Source organism: Thioalkalivibrio sp. AKL19 (assembly GCF_000420165.1).
Classification (GTDB): domain Bacteria; phylum Pseudomonadota; class Gammaproteobacteria; order Ectothiorhodospirales; family Ectothiorhodospiraceae; genus Thioalkalivibrio.
This window is the reverse complement of record NZ_ATUK01000010.1, coordinates 487,389-508,241: the sequence shown is the minus strand read 5'-3', so window position 1 is coordinate 508,241 and position 20,853 is coordinate 487,389. Positions and strand designations below refer to the sequence as shown.

The window sequence follows — 20,853 nt, the reverse complement described above, 5'->3', positions numbered from 1 at the left end:
CGGCAGGCCCGCGGGCGTCAAAGGCGCGTCCGGCCCGGGGCGTCCAGTAGTGCGCCGGCCCGTGCTGCATCCACCGGCGGGGAATAGTAGTAGCCCTGCGCGAAGGTGCAGCCGAGGGCACGCAGCGTCGCGGCGTGGGTGTGGCTCTCCACGCCCTCGGCCACGGCCTCAAGACCCAGGTTGCGGGCCATGTGGATCACGGTCTGCACGAGACGCTGGCTGTATTCGTCGCGATCCAGCCCGGCCACGAAGCTGCGGTCGATCTTGAGGATGTCCAGCGGCAGGCGGTGCAGGTAGCTGAGCGACGAGTAGCCCGTGCCGAAGTCGTCCATTGCCAGGCTGACGCCCAGCGCCTTCAGGCGGTGCAGGGTCTCGATCAGTTCGTCCAAGTTGCCGAGGGTCGCCGTCTCGGTGATCTCCAGGCGAACCTGTGCGGCCGGGGCGCCCGTGCCCTCGAGTATGGTCTGCACCTCGTCGACCAGTTCCGGTCGTGTGAGCTGGCGGGCCGAGAGGTTAGTGCTGATGGTCAGCGGTGTGTCCGGGAACTCGGTGTTCCACTGCATCAGCTGCCGGCAGGCGGTGTAGAACACCAGCATGTCGATCAGGTGGACCTGCCCGGTGTCCTCGGCGATCGGGATGAAGTGGTCGGGCGGTACCAGTTCGCCATTGCGCTCCCAGCGTACCAGGGCCTCGAAGCCGGTGATGCGGTCCTCGGCGAGGGACATGATGGGCTGGAAGTGGACGATGAAGTCGCCGCGTTCCACCGCGTGGCGCAGGTCGGTCTCCAGCGCCAGACTTTGCAGCGCCTGGGTCTGCATGCCCGGGTCGCAGAATTCGCAACGGGCCTTGCCCAGCGACTTCGCGCGGTACATCGCCATGTCCGCCTCGCGCATCAGGTCGTCGGGCGTGGCCGGTCGGGCCGGGTCGTCCACCTCGCCATTCGCCCGGATGGGGCAGCTCTGGCCGTAGGGCCGGGTGGCGATGCCGATGCTGACGGTTACGTAGACGTCCTGCCCGGAGAGGGAGAACGGCTCGTGCAGCACGGCCTGCAGGCGTTCGGCCACACGCAGGGCGTCCACCGGTTCGTGCAGGCCCTCCAGCAGGATGGTGAATTCGTCGCCGCCCAGGCGCGCGAGGGTGTCGTCCGGGCGGGTCGCGTCGTCCCCCTTGGGCCGCGAAACGGTGTCGTTCTGGCGCAGGGCGTTCAGCAGGCGTCGCCCGACCCGCACCAGCAGTTCGTCGCCGGCCGGGTGGCCCAGGCTGTCGTTGACGACCTTGAAGCGGTCGATGTCCACGAACAGCACCGCGAACAGGTTGAAGGGTTCGCGCGTGGCGCGGGCAATGGCATGGGCCAGCCGGTCGTGGAACAGGCGCCGGTTGGGAAGCCCGGTCAGTTGGTCGTGGGACGCATTGTGGAGCAGGCGTTCCTCGTGGCGGTTGCGCTCGATGACGCGGCCGAGCTGCACGCCGATCTGCCACATCAGCCGGAGCAGATCGGGGTCGGTGGTGGTGCGCTCGGTGGCGAAGAACTCGAGGACGCAGGCGACCTCCTGGCCGACCATGACCGGGAAGGCGAACCCGGAGCGCAGGCCGCTGGCCGCCGCCTGTGGCGCGCGCGGGAAGTTGTCGTCCGCGGACAAGTCTTCGATCCAGGCCGGTTCGCTGTTGCCGAGGACGCGGCCGGGCAGGCCCTCGTCGCTGGCAAAGGTCATGTTCTCGGTGCTGTCGCGGAATGCGCTGATCGGTTCTGCGCAGGCCAGATGCCAGATGCCGGTGGGGGTCAGCTGGCTGTAGCCGGTTTTCTCGTTATGCCGGGCCAGGTAGGCATGCCCCACGGGCCAGTCGAGATAGCGACCGATCGCCGCCAGCGCCGCGCGCAGCACATGGGCGATGGAGTCCGACTGGTTGGCCGTGGAGGCAATGGTGTTGAGCAGCTCGATCTGCTGCTGCTTGGCGTAGACGTCCTGCAGGCGGGTCTCGGCGAGGGTCTCGGCCTGGCGGCGTGCCACGCGCTCCTGCTCGACCAGTGTCTGCAAGCGGTCCCGTTCGCTATCCGCCGCGAAGTCGTGCGCGCGTCGATTCACACGCACCCCCGGGTGGCGAGACGGTGTTTGCACTTCTGGATGTCCTGCATGGGCCACTCCCGGCCGTCTTGATTACGCTGCGTTCCCTGCCAGCCGGTATGCGCGGTGGCGTCTCATCCGGAAGACGGGGGCGCGGGCCGTGCCATTCCGTGGCTATTGTAGGGCCACGGCGGGAGCTACGCATCAATCGTCGGGGTGGGTGACCCAGGGTTCGCCCATGGCCTCCTCCCAGTCCGCCTGGGTCGGATGGTTGCGGTCGTAGCGTTTCCAGGCCTCGAAGATCTCGTCTGGCCAGTGCGATTGCAGCCAGGCGATGATCGCCTCGACGTCCTCCTCCGAGAGCGTGTCCTCGAAGCTGGGCATGGCCCCGCCACGCGCCTCGGCCCCATAGCGGATCATGTCCTTCAGCTGCCAGTAGGGGTGGTGCCAGGTGTGGGCACTGCCATCCAGAGGGGGCGGCGGCAGGGTGCCGTCGGGGTTGCGCTGGCGCCAGTTCTCGGCGCCCTCGCGCTGGGCCCCGTGGCAGGCGATGCAGTGCTCCTGGTAGAGGTGTTCCCCGCGCTGGAGGACCTCCGGGTCCGTGGTGCGCTCGAGGTGGTCGGGTGTCCCGGAGGAGGCCCCGTCAAACCCGTCGCAGCCCGTGAGGGCGGCGACGGACAGGAACAGCACCGCGCCGGCGAACCCGGCGCGCATCGCACGCTGGCCCGGCATCAGTCCTGGATGTCCCGCTCGCCGGTACCGTCGGCCGGCTCGTCGTCCGCGCGGAAGGCATCGCGCACCGAGCCCCAGGCCTTGCGCGAGCCGTCGCGGATGCCGCCCCAGGCATCGCGGGCGCCTTCGCGAATACCGCCCCAGGCGCCGGAGGACCGCTCGCGCATGTCGCCGGACCACTCGGCCAGGCGGTCACGCTCCTCGACCAGGCCGTCATAGGCCTGTTCGCGGCGTTCGCGGGTTGCATCACTCAGGTCATCCCAGCCCTCGCGGATGTTGTCACCCAGACGGCTCAGTTCGCGGTCCATCGCGTCCAGGGTCTCGCGGGTGCGCGAGCGGGTCGCCTCGCCCACCTCTTCGCCTTCTTCCTGGAGCTCCTCGCGGGCCTCGGCCCACGACTCGCGCAGTTCCTCCATCTCGCTAACGGTGGCGTCGTCCTCCGCCGCCGTTTCCTGTTCGTCGCTGACCGTGGTGCCGTCCCCTGCGTGGGTCTCGTGGTCGGCGGCGTACACGGGGCTTGCGGCGAGCATCAGGCTGCACAGTCCGGTCAGCAGGATCGGGCGCAGTTCGAGCACTTTCATGATGGGAACCTCCAGGGTCGCCGCGGGGCGGCCGACCGATGATGTATATCTGTCATGGTAGGACGTTTTGTGCTCCGGTATGTTTCCCGGGACATGATGATTTGCGAGGAAGGCCACGCGATGCACGGGAAGAGGCAGATTGCAGGGGGCGGGCTGGCGTTGCTTCTGGCTGGCTGCGTCACGTCCGCTCCGGGGCCGGAGGCCGACGCCACGGCCGCGGGATCGCCCGAAGGATGGGCGCCCGCGCCGACGGCCTTCGAGGCTCGGCCGGTGCCGTCGCTGGAGCCGGAGGTCATGCCCGGTGCCGCCGTGTTGGAGTGGCTGGCGGCCAGCCGCTGGGCCTCCGGTCTGGCGGTCGACTATGCCGGTCTGGAGATCGACCAGCCACGCCCGGAACGCGCGGAGGTCCACCTGACCGGGCTGCGCGACGACGCCGTCAGTGCCTACGAATTCCGCCTGGAGCTGGACGAGGTCGAGGCGGGCTGGGTGGTGCAGTCTGTGGAGCGCCGTGCCATCTGCCGCCGTGGCCTTGGCGACAGCGGCCTTTGCCTGTAACGCTTCCCGCGGCCCGTAGCAATCTTCGGGCCCCAAAAAAGCGATTCACAGGAAGATGGGAAGACGGGAAGAAATTCTGAATGAGCAATGCGTTGCTGGCCCCTGGGCTACCCATTCCATCTTCCAATCTTCGCGTCTTCCTGTAGATCGTCCTTGACCTTGACCGGTCCCTTCTCCGTGTTCTCTGTGGTGAATCCAGAGCCGCGTCGGTTTCAGCGGCGGCGGGCCAGGGTCAGGCCGTCGCCGATGGGGGCCAGCGAGAGGTCGATGCGTTCGTCGTGATGCAGGGCGTCGTTGAAGGCGCGGATCGCGCGGGTGTCGCCGCGCTGGTCGTCCGGGTCGGCGACGGTTCCGTGCCACAGGGTGTTGTCGATCAGGATCAGGCCGCCCCGGCGTACCAGGCGCAGGCAGTGTTCGAAATAGTCGGGGTAGCCGGTCTTGTCGGCATCGATGAAGGCCAGATCGAAGCGACCGGTCTCGCCGGTGGCCTCCAGTGCCTGCAGCGTGTTGCGGGCCTCGCCCAGCTCGAGCCGGATGCGTCCGGCGACCCCGGCGCGCTCCCAGTAGCGCCGGGCCGAGGCGGTCCAGTCCGCGCTCTTGTCCAGGGTGACGACCTCGCCGTCCTCCGGCAGGACGAGGGCGATGGCCAGGGCACTGTAGCCGGTGAAGGTGCCGATCTCCAGGTAGCGCCGTGCGCCCATGAGCTTCGCCAGCAGGGCCATGAACTGTCCCTGCTCCGGGGCGATCTGCATGTTCGCCTCCGGCAGGTTGGCCGTCTCGGCGCGCAGCTGCGCCAGTACGTCGGGCTCGCGCAACGAGTGCTCCAGGAGGTAGTGGTACAGCGGTTCATCGAGTCCGATGGAACGATTGGACATTCACGCACTCCGCGGGTGTGGATGAGGGATCAGGCGGTCCAGCCACCGGCGCAGGACCGGTGTGGCCAGGACGATCAGGATGATCAGGGCGCTCCACTCGAGCCAGGCGGGCAGCAATTCGCCGGCGGCGCCCATCTGGGTGGCGACGTCAACCCCGGTGCGGGCCAGTCCGGCGTCCAGGGCGAGCCCCAGCGCGATGGTGGTGGCTGCGATTCCGGCCAGGTAGAGCACCAGCGCCGGGGTGCCGAGTTCGCGGCGGAACACGCCCAGCGTCGCCAGGCTGGTGATCGGCGCGGCCAGCAGGAACACCAGCACCGTGCCGGGCGAGACCCCGGCCGCGATCAGACCCACGGCGATGGGCGTGGCGGCGGTCGCGCACAGGTACATCGGGATGCCAATGACGGCCATTACGAGCATGGCCGGCAGGCCCGAGCCCCAGGCGGCCAGGGTGGCCGGCGGGACCAGGGCGAGCAGGGCGCCGGCGACCAGCAGGCCGATCACCAGCCACAGGCGGATATCGTCGAGCACGTCGTGGAAGGCGTAGTGCAGTCCGCTGCGGAGTCGCGCGGGGAGACGTTCCGGGGCTTCGGGCGTGGCGCAGTCCGTGTCGGTCCCGCAACATCCGCCGCAGGTGTCGGGTTCGGCCCCGGTTGCCTCCGGGTGCTCCGTCGCGGCGCGTGTGCGCCCCACCAGTAACCCTGTCGTGATGGCCGTGAGGATGGCGCCAAGGGCGCGGGCCACGGCCATTACCGGGCCCAGCAGGGCATAGCTGATGGCCAGCGAGTCCGCGCCGACACCCGGCGTTCCGATCAGGAAGGCGGTGGTGGGCCCGCGACCGGCGCCGCCACGATGCAGGGCCAGGGCGGTGGGGATGGCCCCGCAGGAACAAAGCGGCAACGGTGCTCCGACCACGGCGGCGCGCGCGGTGGCCGCCAGGCCGGCGCCGCCGAGCCAGCGCTGCAGGGCGGCCTCCGGGATCAGGGCCTTGACCGCGCCGGCGGCCAGCAGACCCAGCAACAACCAGGGCGCCGCGGTGAGTGCGACGCCCAGGGTTTCGTTGAGGATGTCGGCGATCATGCCTCGATCTTCCGCTGCGCACGGGGCGCCTGCAAGAAGCCCGGCCGCCGGGTGGCGGATCAGCGGGTGCGGCGCGTGTCAGCCGCGCTGGCGCGAGATGCGCAGGACGTCGGACAGCCGCCGCAGGCCGCGCATGATCTGGGCCAGGTGCTGGCGGTCGCGCACCGTCAGCAGGAAGGTCATCGCGGTGGAATGGCCGTCCTGCTCGTTGAACGAGATGTGCTCGATGTTGGAGCCATGGTCCGCGATGACCGCGGCCATGTCGGCCAGGGCCCCGCGGCGGTTGGCGGTGCGGGTGCGCACGGCGGCGGTGAACTGCAGCTGGGGCTCGTGGGACCATTCCAGCGCAATCGTGCGGTCGCCGCGGTCGCGACTTTCGTGCAGCACGTTGCGGCAGTTCTCGCGGTGGACCACCAGGCCGCGCCCGGCGCTCAGCTGGCCGATGATCGGGTCGCCGGGGATCGGGTGACAGCAGCGGGCGTAGTTCAGTACCAGCCCCTCGGTGCCCTTGACCGCCAGGGTGGTGGGGGGCGCGTCGGTCGCGGGCTCGGGGGTTTCCTTGCCCACCATCTGGCGGGCCACCAGTGAGGCCATGCGGTTGCCCAGGCCGATATCGATCAGCAGTGCGTCCAGGTCCTCCAGTTGCATCGCGTCGAGCATCTGATCCAGGCGGGCCGGCGAGATGCGGGCGAGGCTGGTCTCCAGGGATTCCAGGGCCTTCTCCAGCAGGCGTTCGCCAAGGGTGCGGGCCTCTTCGGACTGCATGGACTTCAGGCAGTGGCGAATGCCGGTGCGGGCCTTGCCGGTGACCACGAACGACAGCCAGGCCGGGTTGGGGCGGGCGCCGGGCGAGGTGACGATCTCCACTGTCTGGCCACTTTGCAGGCGCACCGACAGGGGTGCCAGCTGGCGGTCGATCTTGGCCGCTACGCAGCGATTGCCGACATCCGAGTGCACGGCGTAGGCGAAGTCGATCGGGGTGGCGTCGCGCGGCAGGACGAGGATGTCGCCGCCGGGGGTGAAGGTGTAGACCTCGTCGGGGAAGAGATCGACCTTGACGTTCTCCAGGAACTCGATGGAGTTGCCCACGCTGTTCTGGATCTCGAGCACGTCCTTCAGCCACTCGCGGGCCCGGCTCTGGGCGGTGCGGGTGGACTCGCCGCCGGCCTTGTACTGCCAGTGCGCGGCGATGCCGCTCTCGGCCACGCGGTCCATCTCGGTCGAGCGGATCTGGACCTCGATGGGCACGCCCTGCGGGCCGAACAGGATGGTGTGCAGCGACTGGTAGCCGTTGGACTTGGGGATCGCGATGTAGTCCTTGAAACGCCCCGGTACCGGCTTGTAGAGGTTGTGCACCACGCCCAGGGAGCGATAGCAGGTATCCACGTCGTCGACGATGATGCGGATGGCGAAGACGTCGAACACGTCCTCGAACGAGTGGTGCTTGTCGCGCATCTTGCGGTAGATGCTGTACAGGCCCTTCTCGCGCCCGGAGATGCGTCCGACGATGCCGGCGGCCTCCATGCGCGAGCAAATCGCCTGCTCGATGTTGCGCATCGGCTCCCGGCGGTTGCCCCCGGCGCGGTGCACCGCGCGTTCCAGCACCGCGGCGCGCCAGGGATGCTTGGCGGAAAACCCGAGCGCCTCCAGCTCGCGGCGCATGGCATTCATGCCCAGGCGCTGCGCGATCGGGGCGTAGATCTCCAGGGTTTCCTTGGCGATGCGGCGGCGCTTGTCCGGGCGCATTACGCCGAGGGTGCGCATGTTGTGCAGACGGTCGGCCAGCTTGATCAGGATCACCCGGATGTCGCGGGTGATCGCCAGCATCATCTTGCGGAAGTTCTCCGCCTGGGCCTCGGCCTTGGACTGGAACTGCAGGTGGGTCAGCTTGGAAACGCCGTCCACCAGCTCCGCGACCTCCTCGCCGAACTCGGCATGGATGCGGTCCTTGCTGGTGGCGGTGTCCTCCATCACGTCATGCAGGATGGCGGCGCTGATCGCCTGGTGATCCATCCGCATCTCGGCCATGGTGCGGGCCACGGCGAGCGGGTGATAGATGTAGGGTTCGCCGGTCTTTCGGGTCTGGCCTTCGTGGGACTCCGCGCCCAGGAGGTAGGCGCGATAAACCTCCTCGACCTCGCCCGGCTCGAGATAGGCCTCGAGCTCGGAACACAAATCGCTGATCAGGAATCGGGTCGAGTCGCCCGTTGCCGTCGAGACGGCCCCGGGCGCGGCTGGCTGCCCAGCGGCCATTGAAAACCCTCTCCTAGCGTTCGTCGGCTTCCAGCTGTTCCAGATGGCGGATGGTGCTGAAGTCCAGCATCTGGTTCTGGGGCCGTTCATCGTGTTCGTCGAACACCTCGGTGCCGACCACGCCGGCAGCGATCTCGCGCAGGGCGATTACCGTGGGCTTGTCGTTGTCCTCGGGGACACGCGCTTCCTTGCCGTGGGCGATGTGACGGGCCCGGCGGGCGGCCATCAGCACCAGTTGAAAGCGGTTTTCGACATTCTCGAGGCAGTCCTCGACGGTGACGCGTGCCATCGGATACTCCGGTCAGTAAATTCTTGAAACGAGTGTAGCGAACTACACTCCAGCATGTTACGCCGACCCCGGCGCCCCCGCCAACAGATTCCCGATCGTGGGTGCGGATCGGAACTCCTGTTCCACGGTGCGCAGGCGATTGGCGCGGAAGATACAGGCCAGGTCGCGCACGGCCTGGTCAAAATCGGCATTGACCACGGTGTAGTCGTACTCGCGGAAATGCGTGCAGTCGGATTCGGCGTCGCGCAGGCGGCGCTGGATCACGTCTTCCTCGTCCTGGCCGCGGCCGCGCAGGCGGCGTTCCAGCTCGTCGCGCGAGGGCGGCAGGATGAAGATGGAGTGGGCGTCCGGCACGGCCGCGCGCACCTGGCGCGCGCCCTGCCAGTCGATCTCCAGAATCACGTCCATGCCGGCGTCCAGGCGTTCGTCGACACTGGCCCGTGCGGTCCCGTAGAAGTTGTCGAAGACCTTGGCGTGTTCCAGCAGCTGACCGTCCTCGATCATCCCGAGGAAGGTCTCGGCGGTGACGAAGTGGTAGTGCTGCCCGTTGACCTCGCTGGCGCGCGGTTTGCGTGTGGTGTGCGAGACCGAGACTTCCACGGCTTCCACCGACTCCAGCAGGGCGGCGACCAGGCTGGTCTTGCCGGCGCCGGACGGAGCGGAAACGATGTAGAGAGTGCCGCGAGCGGCCGGGGCATTGGCGGTCATGGACGTGTCCGCGGGACCTGAACGTGATCGGGACCTGGCGGTCTCCGGGGCGGGCCGTTTGCAGCGGGCCACAGGCCGGAGATCCAGGGTCAAGAAGAAGGTTGGTCGGAGTGAAAGGATTCGAACCTTCGACCCCTGCCTCCCGAAGGCAGTGCTCTACCAAGCTGAGCTACACTCCGAACCGAGCCCGCTATTATGCCGAGCCTCTTCGGGGCTGTCCATGCCCCCGGGCGGTGAAAATGGTTCGGCCGTCCCGATCAGTGGTTGCGGCCGACGGCGAACCGGGCCAGGTCGATCAGGGCCTGACGGTGCGGGGAGTCGGGCAGCGTGGAGATTGCCTCGATCGCGGCGTCGGTTTCGGCCTCGGCGCGCGAGCGGGTGTAGGCCAGGCCGTCGGTTGCGTGCACCACCTGCAGCACGGCATCCACCTGGTCGCGGCCGCCGTCCTCGATCGCGCGGCGCACAATGGCCTCCTGGTCGGGCGTGCCCACGCGCAGCGCATGAATCAGCGGCAGCGTGGGCTTGCCCTCGGCGAGGTCGTCACCCATGCGCTTGCCGGTCACCGCGTCATTGGAGGAATAGTCGAGTACGTCATCGACGAGCTGGAAGGCCGTGCCCAGATGCATGCCGTAATGCGCCAGGGCCTGTTCCTCGGTCTCCGGGCGCTCGCCCAGGATGGCACCCAGCTGGCAGGCGGCCTCGAACAGCTTGGCGGTCTTCGACTGGATCACGTGCATGTAGCGTTGCTCGTCGACCCCGGCGTCGTGACAGTTCATCAGCTGCATCACCTCGCCCTCGGCGATCACGTTGGTCGCGTGGGAGAGGATCTCCATGACCCGCATCGAGCCGACCTCGACCATCATTTCGAACGCGCGCGAGTAGAGGAAGTCGCCGACCAGGACGGCGGCCTCGTTGCCGAAGATATGGTTGGCGGTCTCGTTGCCGCGGCGCAGCTCGGAGGCGTCCACCACGTCGTCGTGCAGCAGTGTCGCGGTGTGGATGAATTCCACGACCGCTGCCAGCGTGACCGGGTCCTGCCCCTTTACCCGGCAGGCGCGCGCCGACAGGGTGGCCAGCAGGGGGCGCAGGCGCTTGCCGCCCGAGTGGATGATGTAGTGCCCGAGCTGGTTGATCAGTACCACCGGCGAGCTGAGGCGTTCGCGGATGCACTGGTCGACGGCCTGCATGTCGTCGGCCGCCAGTTCTCGGATCGCATCAATGGACATGGGGGTAGGCAAGCCGGGTCGTAAGGGGCGAAGGCATGCTAGGGAAACGCTGCCCAATGTACAAGTTCGGGCGCGCGCCGGAGCGGTGCGCGGGCAGAGTGGGCCAAGGGCCGTTGCCGCGCGCCCCGGATCGAAAAAACGGGGTGTCCAGCGTGTGCCCGTCCATTGAGCGTTCCCGTGGCCTGGCCGCTTCCCGGCATTGACCCGGGCAGGAAGCGCTGCTAGCATTTCCGCCCTTTCGCGAGACCAGTCCCAGTCGGCTGGTCCACACAAGGTATCGCAACGGAGTCCCAGGGAAATGTACGCGATCATCGCAACAGGTGGTAAACAGTACCGCGTCGCCGAAGGCGACGTGATTCGCATCGAAAAGCTCGAGGCCGAGGCCGGTTCCGAGGTCGAATTCGACCAGGTGCTGATGGTCGGTGCGGGTGACGATGTCCGCGTCGGGGCCCCGCTGGTGGACGGTGGCAAGGTCACCGCCAAGGTCGAGGACCATGGCCGCGCCAAGAAGATCCACATCATGAAATTCCGGCGGCGCAAGCATTCCCAGAAGCAGATGGGACACCGCCAGCACTACACCACCGTGCGTATCACCGGCATCGCCGGCTGATCGGCGCAGGCATTCAGGAGAGCTGAACCATGGCACATAAGAAGGCAGGCGGGAGTACCCGCAACGGGCGCGATTCCGAGAGCAAACGCCTTGGCGTGAAGCGCTTCGGCGGTCAGGTCGTGCGCGCCGGCAACATCCTCGTTCGCCAGCGCGGGACGCAGTATCATCCCGGCGAGGGCGTGGGTTGTGGCAAGGACCATACGCTGTTCGCCAAGGTCGACGGCCAGGTCGTCTTCAAGGTGGGCGGTCCGCACAACCGTCGTTTCGTGAGCATCCAGCCGCAGCAGTAAGCCGGCCGGACAGCGAAGCGTTCGCGAAAAGCCCCGTTCGACGGGGCTTTTTTTGTTCTGTACTGCGGGAAGCAAGCAATGAAGTTCATCGACGAGGCCACCATTACCGTAAAGGCCGGCGACGGCGGAAACGGCTGTGTCAGCTTCCGCCGCGAGAAGTACATCCCCTTTGGCGGACCCGACGGGGGCGACGGCGGGGATGGCGGCTCCGTGTGGCTGGTGGGCGACGAGGGCCTGAATACCCTGGCCGACTTCCGCTACCAGCGGCGCTTTGATGCCCAGCGCGGCGAGAACGGCATGGGTCGCCAGCGCACCGGGGCCTCCGGCGAGGATCTGGAGATCGCGGTACCGGTCGGTACCCAGGTGCGCGATGCCGAGACCGACGAGATCCTCGGCGACGTGACCCACGAGGGCCAGCGGCTGCTGGTCGCGCAAGGGGGCTTCCACGGGCTGGGCAACACGCGCTACAAGTCCTCCACCAACCAGGCCCCGCGCCAGAGCAAGCCGGGCACCCCCGGCGAGCTGCGCAAGCTGTCGCTGGAGCTGATGGTGCTGGCCGATGTCGGCCTGCTGGGTCTGCCGAACGCGGGCAAGTCCACGCTGCTGGCACGGGCCTCGGCGGCGCGCCCCAAGATTGCGGACTATCCGTTCACCACCCTGATCCCGCAGCTGGGGGTGGTACGCATCGGCGTGAACCAGAGCTTCGTGATCGCCGATATCCCGGGCCTGATCGAGGGCGCGGCCGAGGGCGCGGGTCTGGGCACGCGCTTCCTCAAGCACCTGGCCCGTACCCGATTGCTGCTGCACGTGGTGGACGTGGCGCCGCCGGACCCGGAGGCCGACCCGCTGGTGGATCTGCGCACCGCGATCACCGAGCTGGAGCACCACAGTGACCAGCTGGCCACGCTGCCGCGCTGGATCGTGCTGAACAAGAAGGAGCTTCTGGACCCCGAGGACCTGGCGGCCCTGGTCGAGCGCGTGCGCGCGGACCAGGGCGAGGGACATCCGGTGTTCACGATCTCCGCGGCGACCGGCGAGGGCGTGGATGCCCTGCTGCAGGCCGTCATGCGCCACATGGAGGAGACGGCGCAGGCGGCGGCCGAGGCCGGCCGGCGTGACGCGATCGCCAACCCGGAGGACCCCGCGTGACAGCGGCGGACCTGCGCGACCTCCCGGCCATTCGCCGGGTGGTGGTGAAGATCGGTAGTGCCCTGATCACCGCCGATGGCGCCGGGCTGGACCGCCCGGCGCTGGAGTCCTGGGCGCACCAGATCGCGGCGCTGCGCCGGCGTGGCCTGGAGGTGATCCTGGTCTCCAGCGGCGCGGTGGCCGAGGGCATGCGCCGGCTGGGCATGACCGAGCGCCCGCATCAGCTGCACCACGTGCAGGCGGCCGCGGCGGTCGGGCAGATGGGGCTGGTGCAGGCCTACGAACGCGAGTTCGCCAGCCACGACCTGCACGCCGCGCAGGTCCTGCTGACCCACGACGACCTGGCCGATCGCTCACGCTACCTGAATGCCCGCAGCACCATGCAGGCGCTGCTGGAGATGGGCACGATCCCGGTGGTCAACGAGAACGACACCGTGGCCTACGAAGAGATCCGGCTGGGTGACAACGACACCCTGGCCGCGCTGGTCGCGAACCTGGTGGTGGCCGATCTGCTGCTGATCCTGACCGACCAGGACGGCCTGTTCGACCGCGATCCGCGCAAGCATGCGGATGCGAAACTGATCCACGAGGGCCGGGCCTCGGATGCCGAGCTGCACCGTTACGTGGCGGCCGACTTCGGACGCCTCGGGCGCGGCGGCATGGCGACCAAGCTGCTGGCCGCCGAGCGCGCGGCCCGCTCCGGCACGCATACCGTGATCGCCTCCGGCCGCGAGGCGCAGGTGATGGGGCGGGTGCTGAAGGGCGAGGCACTGGGCACCTGGCTGAAGCCGGACCGCGAACCCCTGGCGGCGCGCAAGCGCTGGCTGGCGGATCAGCTGCATTCACGCGGGCGGTTGCAGCTGGATGCCGGGGCCGCACGCGTGCTGCGCGAATCGGGCAGCAGCCTGCTGCCGGTCGGGGTGGTCGGCGTCGAGGGCGATTTCCGCCGTGGCGAGGTCGTGACCTGTGTGGGTCCGGATGGGGTTGCGGTGGCGCGCGGCCTCACCAACTACGGGGCCAGCGAGATCCAGCGCATTCACGGCCAGCGCGCCGATCGCATCGAGGCCGAGCTCGGCTACCTGCTGGAGCCGGAGCTGATCCATCGCGACAACCTCGTCCTGCTCTCCTGACCGCCACCGGGTGCCGCTGTCCTGCGTGGGTCTGTGGAACGACAGTTGTAGGAGCGTGCTTGCACGCGAAGCCCCTGCCCGCGTCAGACTCTGGCAGGGGCTTCGCGTGCAAGCACGCTCCTACGGGATTTGGGGTGTGCTGACCAGGTATCCGGGTTCCCGGCGGTGGGGGCGGGCACGTTGGTGCGGGTGTGCGTGACGGAGGCCATCCCGGCTCTCCGCCGCGCTGCGGCCGGGATGGCCTTGCAGGTGCTGACTCCAGGCTACCCACTTCCTTCTTACCCCTTCGCGCGCTTCCCGTCTTCCTGTTACACGCGAACGTCTGTGTGCCGTCGGTGGTTAAAGGCCGGGAGACCGCGCCTCAGTCGTCGGTGTGGGCGGCGGTGACGTCCAGGTCCAGGCGCCCGCGTGCCAGGCGGGCGCGCAGGGACTCGCCGGGTGCGGTCTGGTCCACGCCGCGCAGGACTTCGCCTGCGGGGGTCTGCAGGATCGCGTAGCCGCGTTCCAGGACTGCCTCCGGGTCCAGGGAGCGGAGCTGGCGGGCGGTGGCATCCAGGTGGCGCTGGCGGGTGGCGAGCGCCTGCCGGGTGGCGCCCTCAAGTTGCCGCTGGAGCCGCGCGAGGGCCTCGCGCCGTTGGGCGATGTCGTGATCCGGGCGCACCCGTGCCAGGCGCTGGCTCAGGTGCTCCAGGCGCATTCGGGCGGACGCCAGGCGGTTGCCGGGCGAGGCGCCGGCCAGGCGGAGCTGGGCGCGCTGCAGCCGTGCCCGGGCGCGTTCCTCGAGACGTGACCAGGCGCGGAGCATGCGCTCGCGCTGATCGTCGAGGCGCTGGGCATTGCGCTCCAGGAGCTGGCGCGGGTGGCGGCGCTCCAGGCGCGTGTGCAGGGCGGTCAGGGCCTGCTGGTGGCGTGCGATGCGCTGGCCCAGCAGCCCGGTCAGGCGTTCGCGGGCCCGTGCCAGCTGGTGGCGCAGGGTAGCGGCATCCGGGCTGACAGCCTCCGCCGCGGCGGTGGGCGTGGAGGCGCGCAGGTCGGCGACGAAATCGGCGATGGTGGTGTCGGTCTCGTGCCCTACGCCGCTGACCACCGGGATCGGGCAGGCGGCGATGGCGCGTGCGACGCTTTCCTCGTTGAACGCCTGCAGGTCCTCCAGAGAGCCGCCGCCGCGGGCGAGGATGAGCACGTCGACCCGGCCCTCGGCCGCGGCCTGTTCGAGCGCGGCGACGATCTGGCCGGCGGCCTGGGCGCCCTGTACCGCGGTGGGATAGAACGTGACCGGAAGCAGCAACGGGAAGCGCCGGGCCAGGGTGCGCTCGATGTCGTGACGCACGTCGCCCTGGGTGGAGGTGATGACGCCGAGGCGGTGGGTCCAGGCGGGCAGCGGCTGCTTGCGCCCGGCATCGAACAGGCCCTCGGCGGCGAGTTTCTCCTTGAGCCGCTGGAAGGCGGCCAGCAGCCGGCCCTCGCCCGCCGGCTGCAGGGCCTCGACGATGATCTGGAACTGCCCGCGGGCGCCGTAGATCCCGGCGCGCCCGCGGATCTGGACCGCGTCGCCGTCGGCAAAGCGTGCCGCCTGGCGCGCCTTGCCGCGGAACAGTACGCAGTTCACCGAGGCGTTCTCGTCCTTCAGCGAGAAGTACTGGTGCCCCGAGGCGTATTGACGCAGGTTCGATACCTCGCCCTCCACGCGCACGAGGCCGAGCCCGTCGCGCAGCAGCCCGTCGGCGCACTGGTTGAGCTCGGTAACGGAAAAGACGGGGGTCTCGCTCACGGTTTTCTCGGTCAAAGGCGGCTGAAGACGCGCTGGAAGACATCCGTGCCGCGCCCGACCGGATCGACCCGCAGGCGAGCCTCTTCCTCGGCCATGGCGTGGAACAGACCGTTCATGGTGTGTTCCAGCACGTGGCCGGTCAGGTCCAGGCGAACGTTCGCAAGGAACGGAATGTCGCGCATGCGCGACTCCAGCTCGCGGTAGGTCGTCATGGCCTCCACGGCATCCAGGCTGTGTTCTACTTCGGGGCGCATGGCATCGGTCAGGCGCGGGCGCATGTGGGTTTCCAGGTGGCGAGTGGCGGCGTCCTCGTCGCCCAGCAGGATGCCGCGGGCGTCGTCGAGATCCAGCGCGAAGATGGCCCGGATAAAGGGTTCCCGCGCCTGCCATACCGCGTCCTCGGCGGCGCGGTTCATGCGCTCCTCCAGGGTGTCCAGCGGCGCCGCCATGCCCAGGCGTCCCAGCGAGCGGCGGGTGGTGGCGAGTACCTCGGGCAGGGGGATGCGGACGTCCGGGTTGCCGAAGTAGCCGTTGCGCCGGCTGAGGGTCTCGGAGGCGGCGTGGGTCGCGATGACCAGCGCCTCGTGAACGGCCTCGATCAGCTCCGCGGTCGAGAGCCCCGAGAATTCCGGCGGGCGCGTGATGAGGGAGCGGAACATGTCCTGCCCGAAGCGCCACCAGTCGGCATGGGCGCTGGATGCGGTGGCCAGACCGAGGCCGGGGGCCAGCAACAGGGCAAGCGCGGAGCGTCGGGTGATCCGGGCCGTTGGCGCGCGTTCGGGCATGGGTATTCGCCTGGCGGAGGGTTCCGGGTGAATCGGCATCCTATCAGGGTGCTCCGGTAGCGTGCGCGGGCCGCCCATTGCAGGCATGTATGTGCTTGTCGCGAGAGGGTGCGAATTCTATACTGAAGGGCTATTTATCCGCCCCCGGGATTTCCTCCCCTGCGTCCCGGCGGGCCTGGCCTGGAGTGGTGCATGCGGATACTCGGTGAAGCCCTTACCTTTGATGACGTTCTGCTGATCCCGGGGCATTCGGATGTCGTTCCGCGTGATGTCGATCTGAGCACCCGGATCACCCGGGAGATCACCCTGTCCGCCCCGGTGGTATCGGCGGCAATGGATACGGTCACCGAGGCCAATCTGGCGATCGCGATGGCCCAGGAGGGCGGGCTTGGCATCGTGCACAAGAACATGTCGGTCGAGGCCCAGGCCGCCGAGGTCCGCCAGGTCAAGAAGTACGAAAGTGGCGTGATCAGCGAGCCGATCACCATCGGGCCGGATGCCAGCATCGGCGACGTGGTCGCGCTGACCGAGGCCAATCACATCTCCGGCGTGCCGATCGTCTCCGGCAACGACCTGATGGGCATCGTCACCTCCCGCGACCTGCGCTTCGAGACCCGCATGAACGCCCCGGTCTCGGAGATCATGACCCCGCGCGACCGGCTGGTTACCGTGCCCGAGGGGGCCGACCGCGAGCTGGTGCTGGAGCTGCTGCACAAGCATCGCATCGAGAAGGTACTGGTGGTCAACGATGACTTCCAGCTGCGCGGGATGATCACGGTCAAGGACATCCAGAAGTCCACCGAGCACCCGAATGCCTCCAAGGACGAGCGCGGCCGCCTGCGCGTGGGTGCCGCCGTCGGCGTGGGTGATGGCACGGACGAGCGCGTGGCCGCGCTGGTCGAGGCCGGCGTGGACGTCCTGGTGGTGGATACCGCGCATGGCCACTCACAGGGTGTGCTGGACCGCGTCGCGTGGGTGAAGAAGCACTACCCGGACGTGCAGGTGATCGGCGGCAACATTGCCACGGCCGACGCCGCAAGGGCACTGGTCGCCGCCGGGGCCGACGGCGTGAAGGTCGGTATCGGGCCGGGATCGATCTGTACCACCCGTATCGTGGCCGGTGTGGGCGTGCCGCAGATCACCGCCATTGCCGATGTCTCCGAGGCGCTGCAGGGCACCGGCGTGCCAATGATCGCCGACGGCGGCGTGCGGTTTTCCGGGGATCTGGCCAAGGCCATCGCCGCGGGCGCCGACTGCGTGATGCTGGGCTCGATGTTCGCCGGCACCGAGGAGGCCCCGGGCGAGGTCGAGCTGTACCAGGGCCGCTCCTACAAGATCTATCGCGGCATGGGATCACTTGGCGCGATGCAGCAGGGCTCGTCGGATCGCTACTTCCAGGATCCGAACAGCTCGGCCGACAAGTTCGTGCCCGAGGGGATCGAGGGCCGCGTGCCGTACAAGGGCTCCATCGTCGCGATCATCTACCAGCTGATGGGCGGGCTGCGCTCGTCCATGGGCTATGTCGGCGCGCACAACATCGAGGAGATGCGCAGCAAGCCGCATTTCGTCCGCGTGACCGCCGCCGGCATGCGCGAGAGCCACGTGCACGACGTGGCGATCACCAAGGAAGCCCCGAACTACCGCATGGACTGATCCGGCCCGCTGGCCGGGTCCCCGACCCTCTCCCGTCCCGCAGGCCGGGATACCGGATGACCTCATGACCCAGGATCTTCACGCCCACCGCATTCTGGTGCTGGACTTCGGTTCCCAGTACACCCAGCTCATCGCCCGCCGTGTGCGCGAGGCCGGGGTCTACTCCGAGGTGCATGCCTGGGACATGCCGGCGGCGGACATCCGCGCCTTCAACCCGACCGGGGTGATCCTTTCCGGTGGCCCGGAGTCGGTGAATATCGACAACCCGCCGCGGGCCGAGGACGCGGTGTTCGAACTGGGCGTGCCGGTACTGGGCATCTGCTACGGGATGCAGACCATGGCGGCGCAGCTGGGCGGCCGGGTCGAGCCGTCGGAGCGGCGCGAATTCGGCTACGCCCAGGTGCGTGCCCGCGGCCACACCCCGCTGCTGCGCGACATCGAGGATCACACCACGCCGGAAGGCTTCGGCCTGCTGGACGTGTGGATGTCGCACGGCGACCACGTGACCACACTGCCGGAGGGCTTCCGCCTGATGGCCTCCACCGACTCCGCGCCGATCGCCGGCATGGCCGATCCGGAGCGCGGTTTCTATGGCGTGCAGTTCCATCCCGAGGTGACCCACACCACCCAGGGCCAGCGCATCATCGAGCGCTTCCTGCTCGACATCTGCGGCTGCGAGGCCCTGTGGACCGCCGACAACATCATCGACGACATGGCCGCGCGGGTGCGCGAGCAGGTGGGTGACGACCACGTGGTGCTGGGCCTGTCCGGCGGGGTGGATTCCTCGGTGGTGGGCGCGCTGCTGCACAAGGCGATCGGCGACCAGCTGACCTGCGTGTTCGTGGACACGGGCCTGCTGCGCGAGGGCGAGGGCGATCAGGTGATGGCGACCTTCGCCCGCCACATGGGTGTGAACGTGATCCGCGTGGACGCCGAGGACCGCTTCATGAGTGCGCTGTCGGGCATCCAGGACCCGGAGGCCAAGCGCAAGATCATCGGCGGGCTGTTCATCGACGTGTTCGACGAGGAGGCCGCGAAGCTGAACAATGTGCAGTGGCTGGCCCAGGGCACGATCTACCCGGACGTGATCGAGTCGGCCGACTCCAAGACCGGCAAGGCCCAGGTGATCAAGTCGCACCACAACGTGGGCGGCCTGCCGGAGAACATGAAGCTGGGTCTGGTCGAGCCGCTGCGCGAGCTGTTCAAGGACGAGGTGCGCAAGATCGGTGTCGAGCTGGGCCTGCCCACCGAGATGGTCTATCGCCACCCGTTCCCCGGGCCGGGCCTGGGCGTGCGCATCCTCGGCGAGGTCAAGAAGGAATATGCCGACCTGCTGCGCCGGGCGGACGCCATCTTCATCGAGGAGCTGCGCAAGGCCGACCTCTACGACAAGACCTCGCAGGCCTTCGCGGTCTTCCTGCCGGTGAAGTCGGTGGGGGTGATGGGCGACGGGCGGCGCTATGACTACGTGGTTGCCCTGCGCGCGGTGGAGACCATCGACTTCATGACCGCGCGCTGGGCGCACCTGCCGTACGAGTTCCTCGACCACGTCTCGCGCCGCATCATCAACGAGATCCCCGGCATCTCCCGCGTCACCTACGACATCTCCGGCAAGCCCCCCGCCACCATCGAGTGGGAGTGAACGGAACAGGCGGGTAATTTCTGGCACTGGTCGGCATCACAGCCGAGGCCTCCAGATTCCGCCGTTGAGCAGTGTGCTGTATAAAAGACAGTATCTCGTCGGCGCGGATCATGCCCTGCGCGTCGGCCAGGACGGCCGCCCGGGATCGAGATGCGGGTCGATACCCGCGCCACCGAGCTCTGCATGGGGGCGCCCCGTGAATGTTGCCGCTCATCCCGGGTTGCCCTGTGGGTCGAGGGCTGGAACCTCCACCCGTCACGTCTGACGCAGACGATTGCGTTTCGCGTGATACATGCCTTCGTCCGCATGGCGAATCAGCTCGTGAGTCGTCTCGCCCTGATCCGGGTAGAACGCAGCGCCGATGCTGGCCGAAGGCCTCAGGGTATGTCCCCCCAAGACCACCGGGCGCTCAATCTCCGCCCGGATCTTCTCCATGACGGCCTCGACCGACTCTGGCCCAGGGGCATTGGTTACCGACACGGCAAATTCGTCCCCACCCATGCGTCCGACCGTATCCGATTCCCGTACGCATCCGGAAAGTCGCTTTGCGATCTCGCCAACATCTACGGTTAACCATGTCGCCATCAGGCGTGAAAAGCAGCCCCGCAAACACACGATCAAGGGGACGGAGAGATGACATGATGACCCGATCAGACCCGAATCCTTCCCTTTCGACTCATTGAGTAGGAGGGAAGCAGACTGTCAAGCCGACGGCTGGCGGGCCATCATTGGCGTGTAACCCGGCAGGGACTCGATATTCCGGCACCAGCGGGCCACATTCTGGTAGGGGGCGAGGGAAAGCGCCCCTTCTTCGGCGATGGACACATAGGGATAGCAGGCTATGTCGGCGATGCTCGGTGCCTCCCCGGCCAGCCAGGGGCCGCGGGCAAGCTGCTGGTCCAGCAAGGTCAGCGCGCATCGGCCCACGGCCTGGCTCTGCGCGAGGTCGCCTGTCCGCCCGAACAGCCGGATGGCGCGGGCCGCCGCCAGGCCGTGGTGGACCTCGTTGGCGGCCACGGCCAGCCATTGCGTAACCCGTGCCCGTGCCAGGGCCGCGTCCGGGAACCAGTGCCGGTCCACTGCCTGGGTCGCGAGGTAGACGAGGATCGCGCCGGAATCCCAGATGGCCTGGTCATCCTCGACCAGCACCGGGATCTCGCCCCGCGGATTGAGGGCCAGGAAGGATGCCTCGCGCGGCTCCTCCCGGGTCAGGTCCACCGTCACTCGTTCATAGTCCTCGCCGAGCAAGGCCAGTAGCAGGCGAACCTTGTAGCAGTTGCCGGAACGTTCCATATCGTAGAGTGTTTTCATGGCGTTCCTCCAGGCTGAAACAGTATCCCGCGGGATGGATCTCCGCCACCGGGGCCGGGTGTACAGGAAGCCGTCCGGCAGTGCCAGCGGCCATGCGGGGCGGTGTGTATTTCCCCACCCCCCCGGTAGCCCTCTCACCATGAATTCGGCCGC

Annotated in this window: 20 protein-coding genes and 1 tRNA gene; 7 read left to right on the top strand and 14 right to left on the bottom strand. The window is 68.3% G+C overall.

The annotated features are described in order from the left end of the window. Positions 1-17 precede the first annotated feature (17 nt). The 3 genes from F817_RS0104280 to F817_RS0104270 form a co-directional block, all read right to left on the bottom strand. Positions 18-2,090 carry a bifunctional diguanylate cyclase/phosphodiesterase gene (locus F817_RS0104280; protein ID WP_029681030.1) on the bottom strand — a complete coding sequence of 691 codons (2,073 nt, stop codon included), beginning with the start codon at positions 2,088-2,090 and terminating at the stop codon, positions 18-20. 177 nt (positions 2,091-2,267) lie between these two features. Next, positions 2,268-2,795, bottom strand: a complete 528-nt coding sequence (locus tag F817_RS0104275; protein WP_024326495.1) for a cytochrome c — start codon at positions 2,793-2,795, stop codon at positions 2,268-2,270. Next, the gene (locus tag F817_RS0104270) at positions 2,795-3,376 is read right to left on the bottom strand and encodes a hypothetical protein (RefSeq protein WP_024326494.1); all 582 of its coding nucleotides are present in this window, start codon (positions 3,374-3,376) and stop codon (positions 2,795-2,797) included. The genes F817_RS0104275 and F817_RS0104270 overlap by 1 nt, the downstream gene beginning before the upstream one ends. 120 nt (positions 3,377-3,496) lie before the next feature. Here F817_RS0104270 and F817_RS14820 point away from each other — a divergent pair, with 120 nt between their 5' ends. Further along, complete coding sequence (locus F817_RS14820; protein ID WP_369774198.1) at positions 3,497-3,931, top strand: hypothetical protein; 435 nt, start codon at positions 3,497-3,499, stop codon at positions 3,929-3,931. 212 nt (positions 3,932-4,143) lie between these two features. Here F817_RS14820 and F817_RS0104260 read toward each other — a convergent pair whose 3' ends face one another. From F817_RS0104260 to ispB, 7 genes are all read right to left on the bottom strand, one after another. Further along, positions 4,144-4,806 carry a class I SAM-dependent methyltransferase gene (locus F817_RS0104260; RefSeq protein ID WP_024326492.1) on the bottom strand — a complete coding sequence of 221 codons (663 nt, stop codon included), beginning with the start codon at positions 4,804-4,806 and terminating at the stop codon, positions 4,144-4,146. Further along, positions 4,807-5,883 (bottom strand): SO_0444 family Cu/Zn efflux transporter, encoded by a 1,077-nt coding sequence (locus tag F817_RS0104255; RefSeq protein WP_024326491.1) that lies wholly within the window; start codon positions 5,881-5,883, stop codon positions 4,807-4,809. Between the two features lie 78 nt (positions 5,884-5,961). Beyond that, on the bottom strand, positions 5,962-8,136 hold the full coding sequence (gene spoT, locus F817_RS0104250) for a bifunctional GTP diphosphokinase/guanosine-3',5'-bis pyrophosphate 3'-pyrophosphohydrolase (RefSeq protein ID WP_024326490.1): 2,175 nt from the start codon (positions 8,134-8,136) through the stop codon (positions 5,962-5,964). 13 nt (positions 8,137-8,149) lie between these two features. Next, positions 8,150-8,425, bottom strand: coding sequence for a DNA-directed RNA polymerase subunit omega (gene rpoZ, locus F817_RS0104245; RefSeq protein ID WP_017941888.1), 276 nt, complete (start codon positions 8,423-8,425; stop codon positions 8,150-8,152). A 57-nt stretch (positions 8,426-8,482) separates the two neighbouring features. Then, a complete protein-coding gene (gene gmk, locus F817_RS0104240; protein WP_024326489.1) occupies positions 8,483-9,133 on the bottom strand; it encodes a guanylate kinase in 651 nt (216 codons plus the stop codon). Positions 9,134-9,235: 102 nt separating this feature from the next. After that, a tRNA-Pro gene (locus F817_RS0104235) sits at positions 9,236-9,312 on the bottom strand. A gap of 78 nt (positions 9,313-9,390) precedes the next feature. Continuing rightward, complete coding sequence (ispB, locus tag F817_RS0104230; RefSeq protein WP_024326488.1) at positions 9,391-10,359, bottom strand: octaprenyl diphosphate synthase; 969 nt, start codon at positions 10,357-10,359, stop codon at positions 9,391-9,393. Positions 10,360-10,657: 298 nt separating this feature from the next. Here ispB and rplU point away from each other — a divergent pair, with 298 nt between their 5' ends. The 4 genes from rplU to proB all read left to right on the top strand — a co-directional run bounded on the left by rplU (position 10,658) and on the right by proB (position 13,538). After that, on the top strand, positions 10,658-10,969 hold the full coding sequence (gene rplU, locus F817_RS0104225; protein WP_018146302.1) for a 50S ribosomal protein L21: 312 nt from the start codon (positions 10,658-10,660) through the stop codon (positions 10,967-10,969). Between the two features lie 29 nt (positions 10,970-10,998). Next, on the top strand, positions 10,999-11,259 hold the full coding sequence (rpmA, locus tag F817_RS0104220) for a 50S ribosomal protein L27 (protein WP_017941884.1): 261 nt from the start codon (positions 10,999-11,001) through the stop codon (positions 11,257-11,259). Between the two features lie 78 nt (positions 11,260-11,337). Further along, positions 11,338-12,408, top strand: coding sequence for an Obg family GTPase CgtA (gene cgtA / locus F817_RS0104215; RefSeq protein WP_024326487.1), 1,071 nt, complete (start codon positions 11,338-11,340; stop codon positions 12,406-12,408). Beyond that, the gene (proB, locus tag F817_RS0104210) at positions 12,405-13,538 is read left to right on the top strand and encodes a glutamate 5-kinase (RefSeq protein WP_024326486.1); all 1,134 of its coding nucleotides are present in this window, start codon (positions 12,405-12,407) and stop codon (positions 13,536-13,538) included. Before cgtA ends, proB begins: the two co-directional genes overlap by 4 nt. 361 nt (positions 13,539-13,899) lie before the next feature. Here the strand turns inward: proB and xseA are convergent, their stop codons facing one another. Beyond that, complete coding sequence (gene xseA / locus F817_RS0104205) at positions 13,900-15,309, bottom strand: exodeoxyribonuclease VII large subunit (protein ID WP_024326485.1); 1,410 nt, start codon at positions 15,307-15,309, stop codon at positions 13,900-13,902. Positions 15,310-15,320: 11 nt separating this feature from the next. Continuing rightward, a complete protein-coding gene (locus F817_RS0104200; protein WP_024326484.1) occupies positions 15,321-16,094 on the bottom strand; it encodes a DUF4197 domain-containing protein in 774 nt (257 codons plus the stop codon). Positions 16,095-16,286: 192 nt separating this feature from the next. Here F817_RS0104200 and guaB point away from each other — a divergent pair, with 192 nt between their 5' ends. Next, complete coding sequence (guaB, locus tag F817_RS0104195) at positions 16,287-17,747, top strand: IMP dehydrogenase (RefSeq protein WP_024326483.1); 1,461 nt, start codon at positions 16,287-16,289, stop codon at positions 17,745-17,747. A gap of 64 nt (positions 17,748-17,811) precedes the next feature. Continuing rightward, complete coding sequence (gene guaA, locus F817_RS0104190) at positions 17,812-19,389, top strand: glutamine-hydrolyzing GMP synthase (protein WP_024326482.1); 1,578 nt, start codon at positions 17,812-17,814, stop codon at positions 19,387-19,389. Between the two features lie 255 nt (positions 19,390-19,644). Here guaA and F817_RS0104185 read toward each other — a convergent pair whose 3' ends face one another. Together F817_RS0104185 and F817_RS0104180 are read right to left on the bottom strand one after the other, a co-directional pair. After that, entirely contained in the window at positions 19,645-19,974 is a 330-nt protein-coding gene (locus F817_RS0104185) for a diguanylate cyclase domain-containing protein (RefSeq protein ID WP_081644450.1), read from the bottom strand. 117 nt (positions 19,975-20,091) lie between these two features. Next, on the bottom strand, positions 20,092-20,700 hold the full coding sequence (locus F817_RS0104180; RefSeq protein ID WP_024326480.1) for a glutathione S-transferase family protein: 609 nt from the start codon (positions 20,698-20,700) through the stop codon (positions 20,092-20,094). Positions 20,701-20,853 lie beyond the last annotated feature (153 nt).